This window comes from Pseudarthrobacter sp. C1, from assembly GCF_034720455.1.
Classification (GTDB): domain Bacteria; phylum Actinomycetota; class Actinomycetes; order Actinomycetales; family Micrococcaceae; genus Arthrobacter.
Map to the genome: position 1 here is coordinate 41,668 of NZ_JAYESK010000004.1, position 15,704 is coordinate 57,371.

General features: G+C 65.1%; 11 protein-coding genes and 2 tRNA genes. 10 read left to right on the forward strand and 3 right to left on the reverse strand.

What is annotated here, in order from left to right:
* Window positions 1–73 precede the first annotated feature (73 nt).
* On the forward strand, window positions 74–568 hold the full coding sequence (locus U7114_RS07845) for a ribose-5-phosphate isomerase (protein WP_321213754.1): 495 nt from the start codon (window positions 74–76) through the stop codon (window positions 566–568).
* Window positions 568–1,518 (forward strand): Fpg/Nei family DNA glycosylase, encoded by a 951-nt coding sequence (locus U7114_RS07850; protein WP_323057033.1) that lies wholly within the window; start codon window positions 568–570, stop codon window positions 1,516–1,518. Before U7114_RS07845 ends, U7114_RS07850 begins: the two co-directional genes overlap by 1 nt.
* A 95-nt stretch (window positions 1,519–1,613) precedes the next feature.
* On the opposite strand, the gene U7114_RS07855 is transcribed toward U7114_RS07850, so the two are convergent.
* Window positions 1,614–1,687: transfer RNA gene (locus tag U7114_RS07855), tRNA-Gly, on the reverse strand.
* 141 nt (window positions 1,688–1,828) lie between these two features.
* Between U7114_RS07855 and U7114_RS07860 the strand changes: the two genes are divergently transcribed.
* The 6 genes from U7114_RS07860 to U7114_RS07885 all read left to right on the forward strand — a co-directional run bounded on the left by U7114_RS07860 (window position 1,829) and on the right by U7114_RS07885 (window position 7,079).
* Window positions 1,829–1,903, forward strand: a tRNA-Pro gene (locus U7114_RS07860).
* Between the two features lie 81 nt (window positions 1,904–1,984).
* Window positions 1,985–3,376 carry a trigger factor gene (gene tig / locus U7114_RS07865; protein WP_323057034.1) on the forward strand — a complete coding sequence of 464 codons (1,392 nt, stop codon included), beginning with the start codon at window positions 1,985–1,987 and terminating at the stop codon, window positions 3,374–3,376.
* Window positions 3,377–3,602: 226 nt separating this feature from the next.
* The gene (locus U7114_RS07870) at window positions 3,603–4,226 is read left to right on the forward strand and encodes an ATP-dependent Clp protease proteolytic subunit (RefSeq protein ID WP_157243122.1); all 624 of its coding nucleotides are present in this window, start codon (window positions 3,603–3,605) and stop codon (window positions 4,224–4,226) included.
* A gap of 37 nt (window positions 4,227–4,263) precedes the next feature.
* Complete coding sequence (locus U7114_RS07875) at window positions 4,264–4,923, forward strand: ATP-dependent Clp protease proteolytic subunit (RefSeq protein WP_157241960.1); 660 nt, start codon at window positions 4,264–4,266, stop codon at window positions 4,921–4,923.
* 176 nt (window positions 4,924–5,099) lie between these two features.
* Window positions 5,100–6,380: an ATP-dependent Clp protease ATP-binding subunit ClpX gene (clpX, locus tag U7114_RS07880; protein ID WP_157241961.1), complete on the forward strand. Its 1,281-nt coding sequence runs from the start codon at window positions 5,100–5,102 to the stop codon at window positions 6,378–6,380.
* 84 nt (window positions 6,381–6,464) lie between these two features.
* Window positions 6,465–7,079 carry a DsbA family protein gene (locus tag U7114_RS07885; protein ID WP_323057035.1) on the forward strand — a complete coding sequence of 205 codons (615 nt, stop codon included), beginning with the start codon at window positions 6,465–6,467 and terminating at the stop codon, window positions 7,077–7,079.
* Window positions 7,080–7,429: 350 nt separating this feature from the next.
* On the opposite strand, the gene valS is transcribed toward U7114_RS07885, so the two are convergent.
* On the reverse strand, window positions 7,430–10,051 hold the full coding sequence (gene valS, locus U7114_RS07890; protein ID WP_323057036.1) for a valine--tRNA ligase: 2,622 nt from the start codon (window positions 10,049–10,051) through the stop codon (window positions 7,430–7,432).
* 125 nt (window positions 10,052–10,176) lie between these two features.
* Between valS and U7114_RS07895 the strand changes: the two genes are divergently transcribed.
* On the forward strand, window positions 10,177–10,935 hold the full coding sequence (locus tag U7114_RS07895) for an SDR family oxidoreductase (protein ID WP_323057037.1): 759 nt from the start codon (window positions 10,177–10,179) through the stop codon (window positions 10,933–10,935).
* Between the two features lie 48 nt (window positions 10,936–10,983).
* On the opposite strand, the gene U7114_RS07900 is transcribed toward U7114_RS07895, so the two are convergent.
* Window positions 10,984–11,988 carry an endonuclease/exonuclease/phosphatase family protein gene (locus U7114_RS07900; protein ID WP_157241965.1) on the reverse strand — a complete coding sequence of 335 codons (1,005 nt, stop codon included), beginning with the start codon at window positions 11,986–11,988 and terminating at the stop codon, window positions 10,984–10,986.
* 382 nt (window positions 11,989–12,370) lie between these two features.
* Here U7114_RS07900 and ileS point away from each other — a divergent pair, with 382 nt between their 5' ends.
* Window positions 12,371–15,703 (forward strand): isoleucine--tRNA ligase, encoded by a 3,333-nt coding sequence (ileS, locus tag U7114_RS07905; RefSeq protein WP_323057038.1) that lies wholly within the window; start codon window positions 12,371–12,373, stop codon window positions 15,701–15,703.
* The last annotated feature ends 1 nt before the right edge of the window (window position 15,704 follow it).

Sequence of the window (15,704 nt, forward strand, 5' to 3'; positions counted from 1 at the left end):
ACCGTGTTGTCCTGACCCTGGCCTGCGCCGTCCCGGCCGGCTGCCTGCGCCCCCAACCGAACGGATTCTGCTCGTGACATCATCCCCTGCCTTCCCGCGGGTCCACATCGCCACCGACCATGCGGGCATGGAACTGAGCGCCCACCTGGTGTCCCACCTGACAGCCAAGGGCTATGAGGTGGTGGACCACGGCCCCAAGGCCTACGACGCCCAGGACGACTACCCCTCTTTCTGCATCAATGCCGCCCTTGCCGTGGTTGCCGACCAGCAGGCAGGCATCCACGCCCTGGGCATCGTGTTGGGCGGCTCGGGCAACGGGGAGCAGATCGCCGCCAACAAGGTCAAGGGCGTCAGGGCTGCCCTGGCCTGGAACCACTCGACCGCCACACTCGCCCGCGAGCACAATGACGCCAATGTCGTGGCTGTCGGCGGCCGCCAGCACACGGTGGAGGAAGCGACCCGGCTGGTCGAGGCCTTCCTGACCGAGCCCTTCAGCAATGACGAGCGCCACGTCCGCCGCATCGGCAAGATCGCCGCCTACGAAGCAACCGGCGAGGTCATCGAGTAGTGCCCGAAGGGCATTCCGTCCGCCGCCTGGCGCGGCAGTTCGGGGACGTATTCGGCGGCCGGCGGCTCACTGTGTCCAGCCCGCAGGGCCGGTTCAGCGGAGGCGCCGCGCTCCTGGATGGGCGCACCCTGCTCGTGGCCGAGGCGCACGGCAAGCACCTGTTCCTGCACTTCGACAACACCTTGGTGCTGCATGTGCATCTGGGCCTGTACGGTGCCTGGAGTTTTGGCGGCGACAGCACGTTCGCCGGCTCCTCCAGCATCGGTGCCCCGCGCCGGGTGGGGGAGCGGGAGACGTTCCCGGACGCGAACGACGGCGACGGCGCCGGCACGAACGGAGGCAGCGCCTATGCCGGTCCGCCGGACCCCGTGGGGGCCGTGCGGGTCAGGCTGGCCAGCAGCAACGGGTGGGCCGACCTGAGGGGTGCCACCACCTGCGAGGCGATTACCGCGGCAGAGGCTGACGCCGTCCTCGCCCGGCTGGGGCCGGACCCGCTGCGGAACCTGCGGGGCGACGCCGGACGGTTCGCGGCCAATTTGCAGGGCCGGAAAACTCCGGTGGCTGCACTCCTGATGGACCAAAAGATCATCGCCGGCGTCGGCAACGTCTACCGCGCCGAGGTCCTTTTCCGCCGGCGTATCGATCCCTGGCTGCCGGGAACCGCACTGCCCGACGCCGAGGCACGCAAGTTGTGGCGCGACGTCGTGACCGTCATGAACGACGGCGTTGCCGACGGCCGCATCATCACCACAACGCCCAGGTACTGGTCGGAAAGCGGCAAGGCAACCGCCGCCGCCTTGAAAAGCGGGACCTTCCCGGCGCGGGACAATGCCCATTACGTCTACAAGCGGGACGGGATGCCGTGCCGGGTCTGCGGCACCACGGTGCTGATTGCTGAACTGGCGGGGCGCAAACTCTATTGGTGCCCCTTCTGCCAGCAGCAGGCGTGAACGGGGGCTGCCGGCAAAGTCCCCACGATGGCTTGCCGGCACCGGGGCCCAACGGATTAAAAAGAAAGGCCCCTCTTCGGAGGGGCCTGTCTGTTTGGAGGGGACGACGGGAATCGAACCCGCGTAATCAGTTTGGAAGACTGAGGCTTTACCATTAAGCTACGTCCCCGGAAGAACTGCATCTGCAATATTAGCAGGCCTGCAACTCCGGGCTGGCTGTTCAAGCCGGATACAACTAAACCTAATCCATGGGCTACGTGTCAAATGTGCAAACTGGGCGCGGATCACCGTAGACTTGCCTGTGCACTAACGGGGTGTAGCTCAGCTTGGCTAGAGCGCCTGCTTTGGGAGCAGGAAGTCGCAGGTTCAAATCCTGTCACCCCGACTCTGCGGCCCGGACCACTCGGCCTGGACAAAACATTGCGTTTGCAGAAACCCATCCCACAATCCCAGGAGTACTTAGACCGTGAAGAGCGCTGTCGAGAACCTCACCCCCACGCGGGTCAAGCTCAATGTTGAGGTCCCCTTTGAGGAATTGAAGCCCAGCATCGACTCGGCCTACAAGACCGTTGCTTCGCAGATCCAGGTCCCGGGCTTCCGTAAGGGCAAAGTCCCCGCCAAGCTCATCGACCAGCGCGTCGGCCGCGGCTACGTCCTGGAGACTGCCATCAACGAAGGCCTCAACGGCTGGTACCAGGCCGCTGTGCAGGAATCCGGCATCCGCCCCCTGAGCCGCCCCGAGGTTGAGATCACCGAGGTCCCGGACCCCTCCGCAACGGACGGCGGACTGAAGTTCGCTGCCGAGGTGGACGTCCGCCCGGAGATCGAGCTCCCGGACTACTCCGGCATCAAGGTTGAAGTTGCTGCGGCCGAGTCCTCCGACGAGGACGTGGACAAGGCCCTCGACGAACTGCGCGGCCGCTTCGGCACGCTCAAGTCCGTGGACCGCCCCGCCGCGGACGGCGATTTCCTCACCATCGACATCACCGCCAGCATCGACGGCGAAGAGGTTGACTCCGCTTCCGGCCTGTCCTACCAGGTGGGTGCCGGCACCATGCTCGACGGGCTCGACGAAGCCGTCACCGGGCTCAGCGCCGAGGAAGACGCCATCTTCGACACCACTCTGGTGGGCGGCGACCACGCCGGCGAAGCCGCCCAGGTCAAGGTCGTCGTCAAGGCCGTCAAGGAGCGCGAACTCCCCGAGGCAAACGATGACTTCGCCCAGCTGGCTTCCGAGTTCGACACCCTCGCCGAACTGCGCGAAGACCTGGCCAAGCAGGCCGCAGACTCCAAGGTTGTGGAGCAGGGCGTCGAGGCCCGCGACAAGGTCCTGGACAAGCTCGTTGAGCTCGTTGAGGTTCCCGTTCCGGACTCCGTCGTTGAAGAGCAGCTCGAGGCCCACTTCAAGGAGGGCAGCGGGCACGGTGAAGGCGAGCACGACACCGAGGAGCACCGCGAAGAGGTTCGTGCCAACACGGCCCGCGCCTTCCAGAACGAAATCATCCTCGACGCCATTGCCGAGAAGGAAGAAGTCAACGTCAGCCAGAACGAGCTGATCGACTACATCGTGACCACCGCCAGCCAGTACGGCATGGACCCGAACCAGTTCGCCCAGATCATCGACCAGAGCGGCCAGGTTCCCATGATGGTTTCCGAGGTCCGCCGCCGCAAGGCGCTGGCCGTCGTCCTGGGCCAGGCTGAGGTCACCGACACCGAGGGCAAGGCCGTGGACCTGAGCGACTTCGTCCGTCCCGGCGGCGAAGAGGAAGTTCCCGCAGCCGAAGCTGTCGAGGCCGAGGCTGAGACCGCCGAGGCAGCCGTCGAGGAAGACACGGCAGAGGCCAAGGCCCAGGCCTAAGAGTCACTGAGTGGACGGCCCCCGGATCATTGGATCCGGGGGCCGTTTGCGTTGGATCCTGCTGCTTCGCACCGGCCCTGCCGATCGTGCGCCGTCAGCGAACAGCCGCGGATGCGCGAACAAAACACCGCTGAAACCGGTTAGTGTCCAAGTAGTGATTTTCAGTGATGTCACCGTCACCAGCGAGAGGTAAGTACACATGTCACAGCACGCAGAGTCCCCCCGGATGGCTACTGTCGATCCCGCAGCCCAGGACAACTACATCTACAACCGTCTCCTGAAAGAGCGGATCATCTGGCTGGGCTCAGAGGTGCGTGACGACAACGCCAACGCCATCTGCTCGCAGCTGCTCCTGCTGTCCGCCGAGAACCCGGACAAGGACATCTACCTCTACATCAACTCCCCGGGCGGCTCGGTGACGGCAGGCATGGCCATCTACGACACCATGCAGTTCATCCCCAACGACGTCGTCACGGTAGCCACCGGCCTGGCCGCCTCGATGGGACAGTTCCTGCTGTCTTCCGGCACCAAGGGCAAGCGCTACGCGACCCCCAACGCCCGCGTCCTGATGCACCAGCCCTCCGGCGGCATCGGCGGCACCGCCTCGGACATCAAGATCCAGGCCGAGCTCATCCTGCACATGAAGAAGGTCATGGCGGAACTGACGGCCGAGCAGACCGGCCAGACCGTCGAGACCATCCTCAAGGACAACGACCGGGACAAGTGGTTCACGGCAACCGAGGCCCTGGAGTACGGCTTCTTCGACAAGATCGCCGCCCACGCCGGCTCTGTATCCGGTGGCGGCGGAACGGCCAACGGGTCTTCCGGCGAGTCAGCGTCCGAACAGTAATCCGGCACAGAGAAAACTTAGATCAGGAGCAACAAAAATGACCTACAACTTCGGATCGACTGCCGGTAACCTTCCGACCAGCCGTTATGTCCTGCCCCAGTTCGAGGAACGCACTCCGTACGGCTTCAAGCGCCAGGACCCCTACACCAAGCTCTTCGAAGACCGCATTATCTTCCTTGGTGTGCAGGTGGATGACGCCTCTGCCGATGACGTCATGGCCCAGCTGCTGGTCCTCGAGTCCACTGACCCGGACCGCGACATCACCCTCTACATCAACTCGCCCGGCGGCTCTTTTACCGCCATGACGGCCATCTACGACACCATGCAGTACATCCGCCCCGAGATCCAGACGGTCTGCCTCGGCCAGGCCGCAAGCGCCGCTGCCGTACTGCTGGCGGCAGGTACTCCCGGAAAGCGCCTGGCCCTCCCGAACGCCCGCGTCCTGATCCACCAGCCGGCGCTGTCCGGCGGCCAGGGCGGACAGGCCTCAGACCTGGAGATCCAGGCAGCCGAAGTCATGCGGATGCGCTCCTGGCTGGAAGACACGCTCGCCCACCACTCGGGACGGACGTCAGAGCAGGTCAACAACGACATCGAGCGCGACAAGATCCTCACCGCGGCAGAAGCGCAGACGTACGGCCTGATCGACCAGGTCCTGGATTCACGGAAGATCAAACCGCAGGCGATCAGCCGGTAACGGTAAAGTAATGGGCCGGTGGGGCCAATCATTTGGCTCCACCGGCCTTTTCCTTCCACCCTGGGAAGCGAATGTGACCTAGAGTGGATGGTGTCACAACCGGTCCGTGCAGGCCCGGTGGAGATTCCAGCAACGGAGCAAGGCTGCCTGGCAGCAGGATACTAAGGGGTTCACATATGGCTCGGATTGGCGAGAGCACGGATCTGCTGAAGTGCTCTTTCTGCGGAAAGAGCCAAAAGCAGGTGCGCAAGCTCATAGCCGGGCCCGGTGTCTACATCTGCGATGAATGCATTGAGCTCTGCAACGAGATCATTGAAGAGGAGCTCGCGGAAGTTGCTGACCTGGGAAGCTTCGAACTTCCCAAACCGCGCGAGATCTTCGATTTCCTGCAGGAGTACGTCATTGGCCAGGAGCCTGCCAAGCGTTCCCTCGCCGTCGCCGTCTACAACCACTACAAGCGCATCCAGGCCGGCCACGCCCCTAAATCCGGAAGCCTTGCCGACGGCGGCCACCACGACGACGTCGAGATTGCCAAGTCCAACATCCTGCTCATCGGCCCCACCGGCTGTGGCAAGACCTACCTCGCCCAGACCCTCGCCCGCCGCCTGAACGTTCCCTTCGCCGTAGCTGACGCCACGGCCCTGACCGAGGCCGGGTACGTCGGTGAAGACGTGGAGAACATCCTCCTCAAGCTCATCCAGGCCGCCGACTACGACGTGAAGAAGGCTGAGCAGGGCATCATCTACATCGATGAGATCGACAAGATTTCCCGCAAGAGCGAAAACCCCTCCATCACCCGCGACGTATCCGGCGAAGGCGTCCAGCAGGCGCTCCTGAAGATCCTGGAAGGCACGGTTGCCTCCGTCCCGCCGCAGGGCGGCCGGAAGCACCCGCACCAGGAATTCATCCAGATTGACACCACAAACGTCCTCTTTATCGTGGCGGGCGCCTTTGCCGGCCTGGAAGAGATCATCGGGTCGCGGTCCGGACGGAAGGGCATAGGCTTCGGCGCCCCCCTGAACGAGGCCAGCAAGAAGGTGGATTCCTACGGTGAAGTGATGCCCGAGGACCTGCTGAAATTCGGCCTGATCCCCGAGTTCATCGGCCGGCTTCCCGTGATCACCACCGTCTCCAACCTGGACCGCGATGCCCTGATCCAGATCCTGTCCACACCCAAGAACGCCCTTGTGAAGCAGTACCAGAAGATGTTCCAGATAGACGGCGTGGAACTGGTGTTTGACGACACAGCCCTTGACGCCATTGCGGAGCAGGCGCTGGAGCGCGGCACCGGCGCCCGGGGGCTGCGGGCCATCATGGAGGAAGTGCTGCTTCCTGTCATGTTCGATCTCCCCAGCCGCGAAGACGTTGCCAGCGTGATCATCACCGAGGACGTCGTGCTGAGGGGTGCGGAACCGACCATCGTTCCCCACGTCGCCAAGCGCCGTAAGTCTGCCTGACTTCCCGGCACAGCGCCGTTACCCGCAGTAGCCCTTACACGTCGTGGCTGCCCCGCGCCACTGAGACCAGCGAAGGAATTCCCTATGACTGAGCCCGCTAAGAACACGGCCGACTTCTGGTTCGATCCGCTGTGCCCGTTCGCCTGGATCACCTCGCGCTGGATAGGCGAAGTGGAGGGCGTCCGCGACATCGGGACGGAGTGGCACGTGATGAGCCTGGCCGTCCTTAACGAAGGCCGGGACCTGGAACCTGCCTACCGCGAATCGATGGACAACGCCTGGGGTATGGTCCGGGTGATCATCGCGGCCCAGGAGGAACACGGCAAGGGCACGGTCAAGCCACTCTACGACGCCATGGGCTCGTTGATCCATGAACAGGGCGAAAAGGACCGCGACCTGGTGATCGCCAAAGCACTTGCTGAATGCGGCCTTCCCGCTTCACTGGCCGGAGCCGCCGCCACCGACGCCTACGACCGCCAGCTCCGGGCCAGCCACGAGGAAGGCATCTCGCGGGTGGGCCAGGACGTTGGAACGCCGGTTGTGGCCTTCAACGGGACGGCATTCTTCGGTCCCGTGCTTACCCGGATCCCGCGGGGCGAGGAAGCCGGCAAGCTGTGGGACGCCACCACCGCGATTGCTTCCTACCCGCATTTCTTCGAATTGAAGCGGAGCAGGACCGAACGTCCGGAATTCAACTAGGCCCGGCCCCTCCGGAAGCCCCGGCGGGAGTGCCCGGAGACCCGGCTGAACTACTCGTTTGTAGTTCAGCCGGGGCTCTTGCGCATCGCGGTAGCCGGGACAACAATAGTTCTTACCCACTTCGAAAGAAGTGGGACGCAGAAACCAAAGATTCAGTGATATGCATTCGACGCAGCCATCGGCAAAGTCAGGATGCAAGCTACAAGTGACGAACGTAGGAAGACCTGAAGATCGGCGGATTCTGCCAGACCATCAAGACGTCACCGGATGGCCGAAAAGTCGAAGCCCCACCAACGGCAAAACGCTGATGGGGCTTCCCCTTTGCCCGAAAACAGGGCCCAAGGCTGCGGCTATGCTTTCGCCGGCTCCTCCGTGACGGCCAGTTCCACACCGGTGACAGCCAGCTCGCCCTCGCCCACCACTATTGAAATTTCGCGGGCGTTGGAGGCTGCCTTCAGGTCGGCCAGGCCGGCATTCAGTTGCCCTGCGAGTCCAGCTGGAGCCGTGATGGTCGCAGTCAGGACTTCCGTGCGCTGCTTCACCTTCGCCTCGGATTTGGCCTTGCGGACACCGCTGAGGGCAACACCAACCGTTGCGAGCATGGTGGTGTCGCCGCCCGGCACCGCCAGGGCGGCCGGCCACGCGGCGCGGTGGACCGAGCCCTTGCGCCACCAGCTCCACACCTCTTCAGTGGCGAACGGCAGGAACGGCGCGAAGAGCCGCAGCAGGGCGTCCAGGGTGGTGGCGAGGGCTGCCAGCACCGAGGCCTGTTCGGCTTCGCCCGCAGCCCCGTAGGCCCTGTCCTTGATGAGCTCCACGTAGTCGTCGGTGAACTGCCAGAAGAAGCTTTCCGTGATCTGCAGCGCCCGTGCGTAGTCGTAGTTCTCGAAGGCCTTCGTGGACTGGGCCACAACGTCGGCGAGCTGTGCCAGGACCGCGCGATCGAGCGGATTGGTGAGGACGGAGAGGTCAGCGGACAGCACCGAGTCCTCCGTGGCGCCCAGGTTCAGGACGAACTTGGACGCATTGAGCAGCTTGATGGCCAGGCGCCGGCCGATCTTCATCTGGGCGATCTCGTAGGCTGTGTCCGCACCGAGCTTGGCCGAAGCGGCCCAGTACCGGACAGCGTCCGAGCCGTATTCCTCCAGCACATCGGTGGGTACCACCACGTTGCCCTTGGACTTGGACATCTTCTTGCGGTCCGGGTCCAGGATCCAACCGGAGATGGCGGCGTGCTTCCACGGCGCGCTGTTTTCCAAGGCGTCCGCGCGCACCACCGAGGAGAACAGCCAGGTCCGGATGATGTCGTGGCCCTGGGGCCGGACGTCAAAGGGGAAGACCTTGGCGAAGAGGTCTTCGTCGCGCTTCCAGCCGCCCACGATCTTTGGAGTCAGGGAGGAAGTGGCCCAGGTGTCCAGGATGTCCGCGTCCCCGGTGAAGCCGCCGGGAACATCGCGCTGGCTTTCGTCGAAGCCGGGAGCGGCGTCCGCTGCCGGGTCCACCGGCAGCTGCCCGTCGGAGGGCACGATGGGGGAGTCGTAGTCCGGGTTGCCGTCGGCGTCCAGGGGGTACCAGACGGGGATGGGCACGCCGAAGAAGCGCTGGCGGGAAACCAGCCAGTCACCGTTCAGGCCGGAAATCCAGTTCTCGTAGCGGGAACGCATGAAGGCAGGATGGAAGTCGATCTCCCGGCCCCGTGCGATGAGCCGCTCCCTGCGGTCCTCGTCGCGTCCACCGTTGCGGATGTACCACTGCCGGGACGTGACCACTTCCAGGGGCTTGTCGCCCTTTTCGTAGAAGTTCACGGGATGCATGATCTTCTTGGGCTCGCCCTCAAGCAGGTCTGCGGCGGTGAGGAGCTTCACCACTTCTTCCTTGGCGCTGAAGACTGTCTTGCCGGCAATCGCGGCGAAGGCCTCGCGGCCGGCAGCGGTGGTGATCCACTCGGGAGCCTCGCTGACGATCCGGCCGTCCCGGCCAACGATGGCGCGGGTGGGCAGCTGCAGTTCGCGCCACCAGGTGACGTCGGTCAGGTCACCGAACGTACACACCATGGCGATGCCGGAGCCCTTGTCCGCCTTGGCGAGCGGGTGCGCCTTCACCTCAACCTCGACGCCGAAGACGGGCGATGTGACCTTCTTGCCGAACAGCGGCTGGTACCGTTCGTCGTCGGGATTTGCCACCAGTGCGGCGCAGGCGGCCAGCAGTTCGGGACGGGTGGTCTCGATGTGGATCTTCTGTCCGTCCTCGGTGAAGAACGGGTAGCGGTAGTAGGCTCCGGGGACCTCGCGGTCTTCGAGTTCGGCCTGGGCCACTGCGGTACGGAAGGTTACGTCCCAGAGGGTGGGTGCCTCGGCCATGTAGGCGTCGCCCGCCGCCAGATTGGCCAGGAACGCGCGCTGCGAGACCGCCCGCGAGTTGTCGTCGATGGTCCGGTATGTCAGCTCCCAGTCGACGGACAGGCCCAGTGTCTGGAAGAGGTTTTCGAAGACCTTCTCGTCCTCAACCGCCAGCTCTTCGCAGAGCTCGATGAAGTTCCTTCGGGAGACGACGTCGAAGTCCCGCTGGTTCTTCGCCGGCTGCGCCGGCGGCCGGTAGTCAGGGTTGTACGGGATGGAGGGGTCGCAGCGGACGCCGTAGAAGTTCTGGACCCGGCGCTCGGTGGGCAGGCCGTTGTCGTCCCAGCCCATCGGGTAAAAGACGTTCTTTCCGGTCATGCGCTGGTAGCGCGCCAGCACGTCAGTCTGCGTGTAGGAGAACATGTGCCCCACGTGCAGTGAACCGGAGGCGGTGGGCGGGGGAGTGTCAATCGAATAGACCTGGTCCCGGGTGGTCTCCCGATTGAACTTGTAGGTCCCCTCGGCCAGCCAGCGCTGCGTGAGCGCAGCTTCGAGTCCCTCGAGGGCCGGCTTGTCCGGAACGTTGATGGGGGTGGTGGTGGGCGTGTCTGTACCCTGTTTGTCTTCAGCCATCTGCCAATTGTTTCATGTCCCGCCGCTTCCGCCCGCCCTGCGTCCATGAGGCACCCCGTGAGCTGCGGTTCATCCGCCGACTCATCGGGAGGCGCCCGTTCGGCAGCCCCGGTTAGGGTGGTGCCATGACTGACATTTCGCAGAAAAAAGCAGCATTGGTGACCGGCGCAAGCAGCGGAATCGGAGAGGCCACCGTCCGTGCCCTCGCGGCGGAGGGTTGGACCGTGTTTGCGGTCGCCCGCCGCGCGGATCGCCTCGCCGCCCTGGCGCAGGAGACCGGCGCCGTCGCAGTCCCCGCCGACATTTCCGAGGACGACGACGTGTCCAGGCTTGTGGCGGAGGTGGCCGAAGCGGGCGGCATCGACACGCTGATCAACATCGCCGGCGGTGCCAGGGGCGCCGACACCATCGCAGCAGCCGACACGGAGGACTGGGAGTGGATGTACCGTGTCAACGTGCTGGGCACCATGAAACTCATCCGGGCGTTCCTGCCGATGCTGCGCGCCAACGGCGAAGGGACGGTGCTCAACCTGACCTCCACGGCGGGGTTGGCAGCCTATGAGGGCGGCGGCGGGTACAACGCGGCGAAATTCGCCCAGCACGCCCTGACCGTGGCCCTTCGGCTGGAGGAAGCCGAGCACAACGTCCGGGTCATCGAGGTGGCACCGGGGCTGGTCCAGACGGAGGAGTTCGCTTTGAACCGGCTCGGTGACCGGCAGGCCGCGGACAAGGTCTACCAAGGGGTGGAGAAGCCGCTCACTGCAGGTGACGTGGCCGGAGTGGTGCGGTACGCAGTGAGCGTTCCGCACCACGTCAACCTCGACCAGATTGTGGTCCGCCCGGTGGCGCAGGCAGCAAACTACAAACTGATCCGGAAGAACTGACCGCAGCAACCCGGCCGGCATCCCCGTGGGCGGCCGGGGCTTCGGGGATCAGCCCGCGGGGACGTCAAGGACCGCCGTGACCGCCGCATGGTCGCTTCCGGCTACCCGGTGCACTACGTAGCCGGAGCTTCCGATGTCCGGGCTTGTCACGACGTGGTCGATGGTGATGCCGGGCAGCAGTTGTCCGTCCATGGGCCAGGTGGGCACCAGCCGTGCGCCGGCCGCGACGCCCACGTCCACAAGGCCAGGACCGTCCCCGCCGCCCAGGAGGTTGCGGAAATCGGCGTGATCGTACGTGGCGTTGAAGTCTCCCATGAGGAGCCTGCTCCCGCCGCCGGCGGCCACCTTTTTGACGGCGGCCAGGTCACTGCGCCATTCCCCTGCCTTGTGTTCAACCGGTGCCCGGGTGTGGACATTGGTCACCTCCAGCACCCCGGCCCGGCCCTGGGACGTAACGGTAATCCGCACGATGGGCATCCGGAACGCAGTGCCGGGAACCTGCCCGGCTTTTTCAAGGGGGAACCGCGAGTACACAGCGCTGCCACCTGCATTATTGGCGGGATCCGTCACCCTATGCTGCAGGAGCGCGTCCAGGCCTTCGGCGGCAAGGCGCTCCTGGAAAGCCTGGGAATGCTCCTGCACGGCGAGCACATCTATCCGGTTCTCCTGCACCAGGCGCACAACCGTGCGGGCATCGGCCCGGCCGAGCTTCGAGTTGAAACTCATCACCCTTAACTCCACTGTTGGTCCGTTGCTGGGCACCCGCTTGCCGGCCGGGAGCGGGAAGAGCCAGAAGGCGATGCAGGCCAGCAGCGCCGAACTGACGGCAGCCTGCCAGCGGTTTCGGCCCAACAGGGCCAGCAGGAGTGCCGCTCCGGCCGGTGCCGCCAGCCACGGGGTGAAAGCAAGCAGTTGGATTGCGCGCAACGGCCACGCGGCAGGGACGGCGCGAAAAATGGACAGGCCCACCATCGGCACCATAAGGAGGAACCAGAGCCATGCGTATGCCCTGCCCGGACGCAATGCCGGCCGAAGCCGTGCAGAGTTGGCCATGTGCTTGAGTCTAGGCATCGGGCCGCACTTGCGCAGCAGGGAAGTGCACCGGCCCAAGGTGCCGGAATGGCGATGGACCGGCGGCGATAGTAGACTCAGAGATGGCTATGACCCGGCAATCACCGGTGAGCTTCCGGAAGAACACGCATACTGCCGTTACGGGGTACGCGCCAGTAGAACCGGACGGGTAAGCCCGTCACAGCAGTCAATGAGCGGCCGTCGCGGCGCCAGTTCCCTTCGGGGAACACGCAGCGACGGTAAGTGAGGTGGTACCGCGGTGAGCGTGGGGTCCGGCGGACAACACGGCAAGCCGTCCTCGCATCCTGAACGGAACAGCACGGCGCAGGCCGGCAGTTCGCCAAGCTCAACCCAGGATGTCGACATGACGTATTACCCCAAGGCCTCAGCCTCCACTTCTGCCAGCGCGTCGTCCAGCGGCGGTGCCGCTGTTTCCGCCTCCGTGAAGTTTCCGGAGATCGAAGAGCGCATCCTGAAGTACTGGGACCAGGACGGCACCTTCCAGGCCAGCATCGACCAGCGCAGCGCGGACGCTCCCGGCGGCGAGCCCGGCAGCAACGAGTTCGTCTTCTACGACGGCCCGCCCTTCGCCAACGGCCTGCCGCACTACGGGCACCTGCTGACCGGCTACGCCAAAGACCTGGTGGGCCGCTACCAGACCCAGCGCGGCAAGCGCGTGGAGCGCCGTTTCGGCTGGGACACCCACGGCCTGCCCGCCGAGCTTGAGGCCATGAAGCAGTTGGGCATGACGGACAAGACCCAGATCGAAGCTATGGGCATCGACAAGTTCAATGACGCCTGCCGCGCCTCCGTGATGAAGTACGCCGACGAGTGGCGCAATTACGTCACCCGCCAGGCTCGCTGGGTGGACTTCGACAACGACTACAAGACCCTCAACGTGGAGTACATGGAGTCCGTCCTCTGGGCCTTCAAGCAGCTGCACGAAAAGGGCCTGACCTACAACGGCTACCGGGTTCTTCCGTACTGCTGGAAGGACGAGACGCCGCTGTCCAACCATGAGCTGCGGATGGACGACGACGTCTACAAGAACCGGCAGGACCAGACGGTCACGGTGACCTTCCCCATCACCGCGGGGGATTCGGAGCTGTCCCGGCAGCTTGCCGGCGTCCAGGCCCTCGCCTGGACCACCACGCCCTGGACGCTGCCCACCAACGCGGCGCTCGCCGTCGGCCCTTCCATCACTTACGCTGTGCTGCCTGCCGGCCCGAACGGCATCAAGGCTGCCTCCGCGGAGGCGCCCGTCACGGGAAGCTTCCTGTTGGCGGCCGACCTGGTGGGCAACTACGCCAAGGACCTGGGCTATGAGGATTTCGAGGCCGCCCAGGCCGCAGTGGTTTCCACCCACACCGGCACGGAACTCGAAGGGCTTGCGTACCAGCCGCTGTGGCAGGACTTCGCAGACAACGAAAAGTACGGCATGGAGAACGCCTGGCGGATCCTGGTTGCCGACTACGTCACCACCAGTGACGGCACCGGCATCGTCCACCAGTCGCCTGCCTACGGCGAGGATGACCAGAAGGTGTGCGAGGAGGCCGGCATTCCGGTGATCCTTTCCGTGGACGAAGGCGCCAGGTTCCTGCCGCTGTTCAAGCACGGGGACCTGCACGACATCGCGGGCCTGCAGGTGTTCGAGGCCAACAAGCCCATCACGCAGGTGCTGCGTGCCCAGGGCCGGCTGGTCAAGCAGGCCAGCTACGAGCACAGTTACCCGCACTGCTGGCGCTGCCGCAACCCGCTGATCTACCGTGCCGTCTCCTCCTGGTACGTGGAAGTCACCAAGTTCAAGGACCGCATGTCCGAGCTGAACCAGGAGATCAACTGGATCCCGGGCAACGTCAAGGACGGCCAGTTCGGCAAGTGGCTGGAGAACGCCCGCGACTGGTCCATCAGCCGCAACCGCTACTGGGGCAGCCCCATCCCCGTGTGGCAGTCCACCGATCCCGAATACCCCCGCACGGACGTTTACGGCTCGCTCGCCGAGATCGAGGCGGACTTCGGCCGCCTGCCGCTGAACAAAGACGGCCAGGTGGACCTGCACCGCCCGTTCATCGACGAACTGACCAGGCCCAACCCGGACGATCCCCGAACTCCCGAAGAAGGCCAGTCCGTGATGCGCCGCGTGGAGGACGTCCTGGACGTCTGGTTCGACTCCGGCTCCATGCCCTACGGCCAGGTGCACTACCCGTTCCAGAACGAGGCCTGGTTCGACACCCACAACCCCGCCGACTTCATCGTGGAGTACATCGGCCAGACCCGCGGCTGGTTCTACATGCTGCACATCCTCTCCACGGCACTGTTCGACCGGCCGGCCTTCCGCAACGTCATCAGCCACGGCATCGTGCTGGGCTCTGACGGGCAGAAGATGTCCAAGAGCCTGCGCAACTACCCGGACGTGTCGGAGGTCCTGGACCGCGACGGCTCGGACGCCATGCGCTGGTTCCTGATGTCCAGCCCCATCCTCCGCGGCGGCAACCTCGTGGTCACCGAGCAGGGAATCCGCGACGGCGTCCGCCAGGTCATCCTGCCGCTGTGGAACGTGTACAGCTTCTTCACGCTCTACACCAACGCGGCCAATGGCGGGGCGGGCTACGACGCGAAGCTGCGCTATGACGGCTACGCCGACACCCTGGACCAGTACCTGCTCGCCAACACCGGCGAGCTGGTCCGCAATATGACCGCCCAGCTGGACAGCTATGACATCTCCGGCGCCTGCGACGAACTGCGCAGTTACCTGGACATGCTCACCAACTGGTACGTCCGCCGGAGCCGGCAGCGGTTCTTCGACGAGAGCGTCGACGCCTTCGACGCTCTCTACACCGCGCTGGAAACCGTCGCCCGCGTAGCCGCATCCCTGCTGCCGCTGGTTTCCGAGGAGATCTGGCGCGGGCTCACGGGCGGGCGCTCCGTGCACCTGGCCGACTGGCCGGACGCCGGGCTGTTCCCGGCCAACCCGGGGCTGGTCGAGGCGATGGACCGCGTACAGCAGATCTGCTCCACCGGGTCCTCCCTGCGCAAGGCCGCGAACCTGCGCGTGCGCCTCCCGCTGCAGGAACTTACGGTCGTGGCACCCGGTGCAGGCGCGCTGGGAGGCTTTGCCGCCGTCGTCGCCGATGAACTGAACCTGCGCTCGGTCCGCCTGCTCGACGCCGAGGCCGCCTCCCCGGAGGAGTTCGGCATCGAGCAGAAGCTCGTGGTCAACGCACGGGCTGCCGGCCCGCGCCTGGGCAAGAACGTCCAGCAGGCCATCAAGGGCTCCAAGTCCGGTGACTGGTCCGTTAGCGAAGCCGGGGTGGTCACCGCCGGCGGCCTCGAGCTCGAGCCGCAGGAGTACGTCCTGGAAACCGTCGTGGCTGAAGCCGCAGAGGGTGCCGGCTCACGTGCAGCCGCTGTCCTTCCCGGGGGCGGCTTTGTGGTCCTGAACACCGAGGTCACCCCGGAACTGGAAGCAGAGGGACTGGCCCGGGACATGATCCGCGCCATCCAGCAGGCCCGCAAGGACGCCGGGCTGAACGTCAGCGACCGGATCCGGACCACCGTGGCTGCCCGGCAGAACGTCGTGGACGCCCTGCTCGCCAACGCCGACCTGGTCAAGGGTGAGACCCTCACCGTTGACCTGGCGGCAGAACCTTCGGACGCCGCCGAGCCGGCTGTCGCCGTCGAAAAAGTAGAGGCCTGAT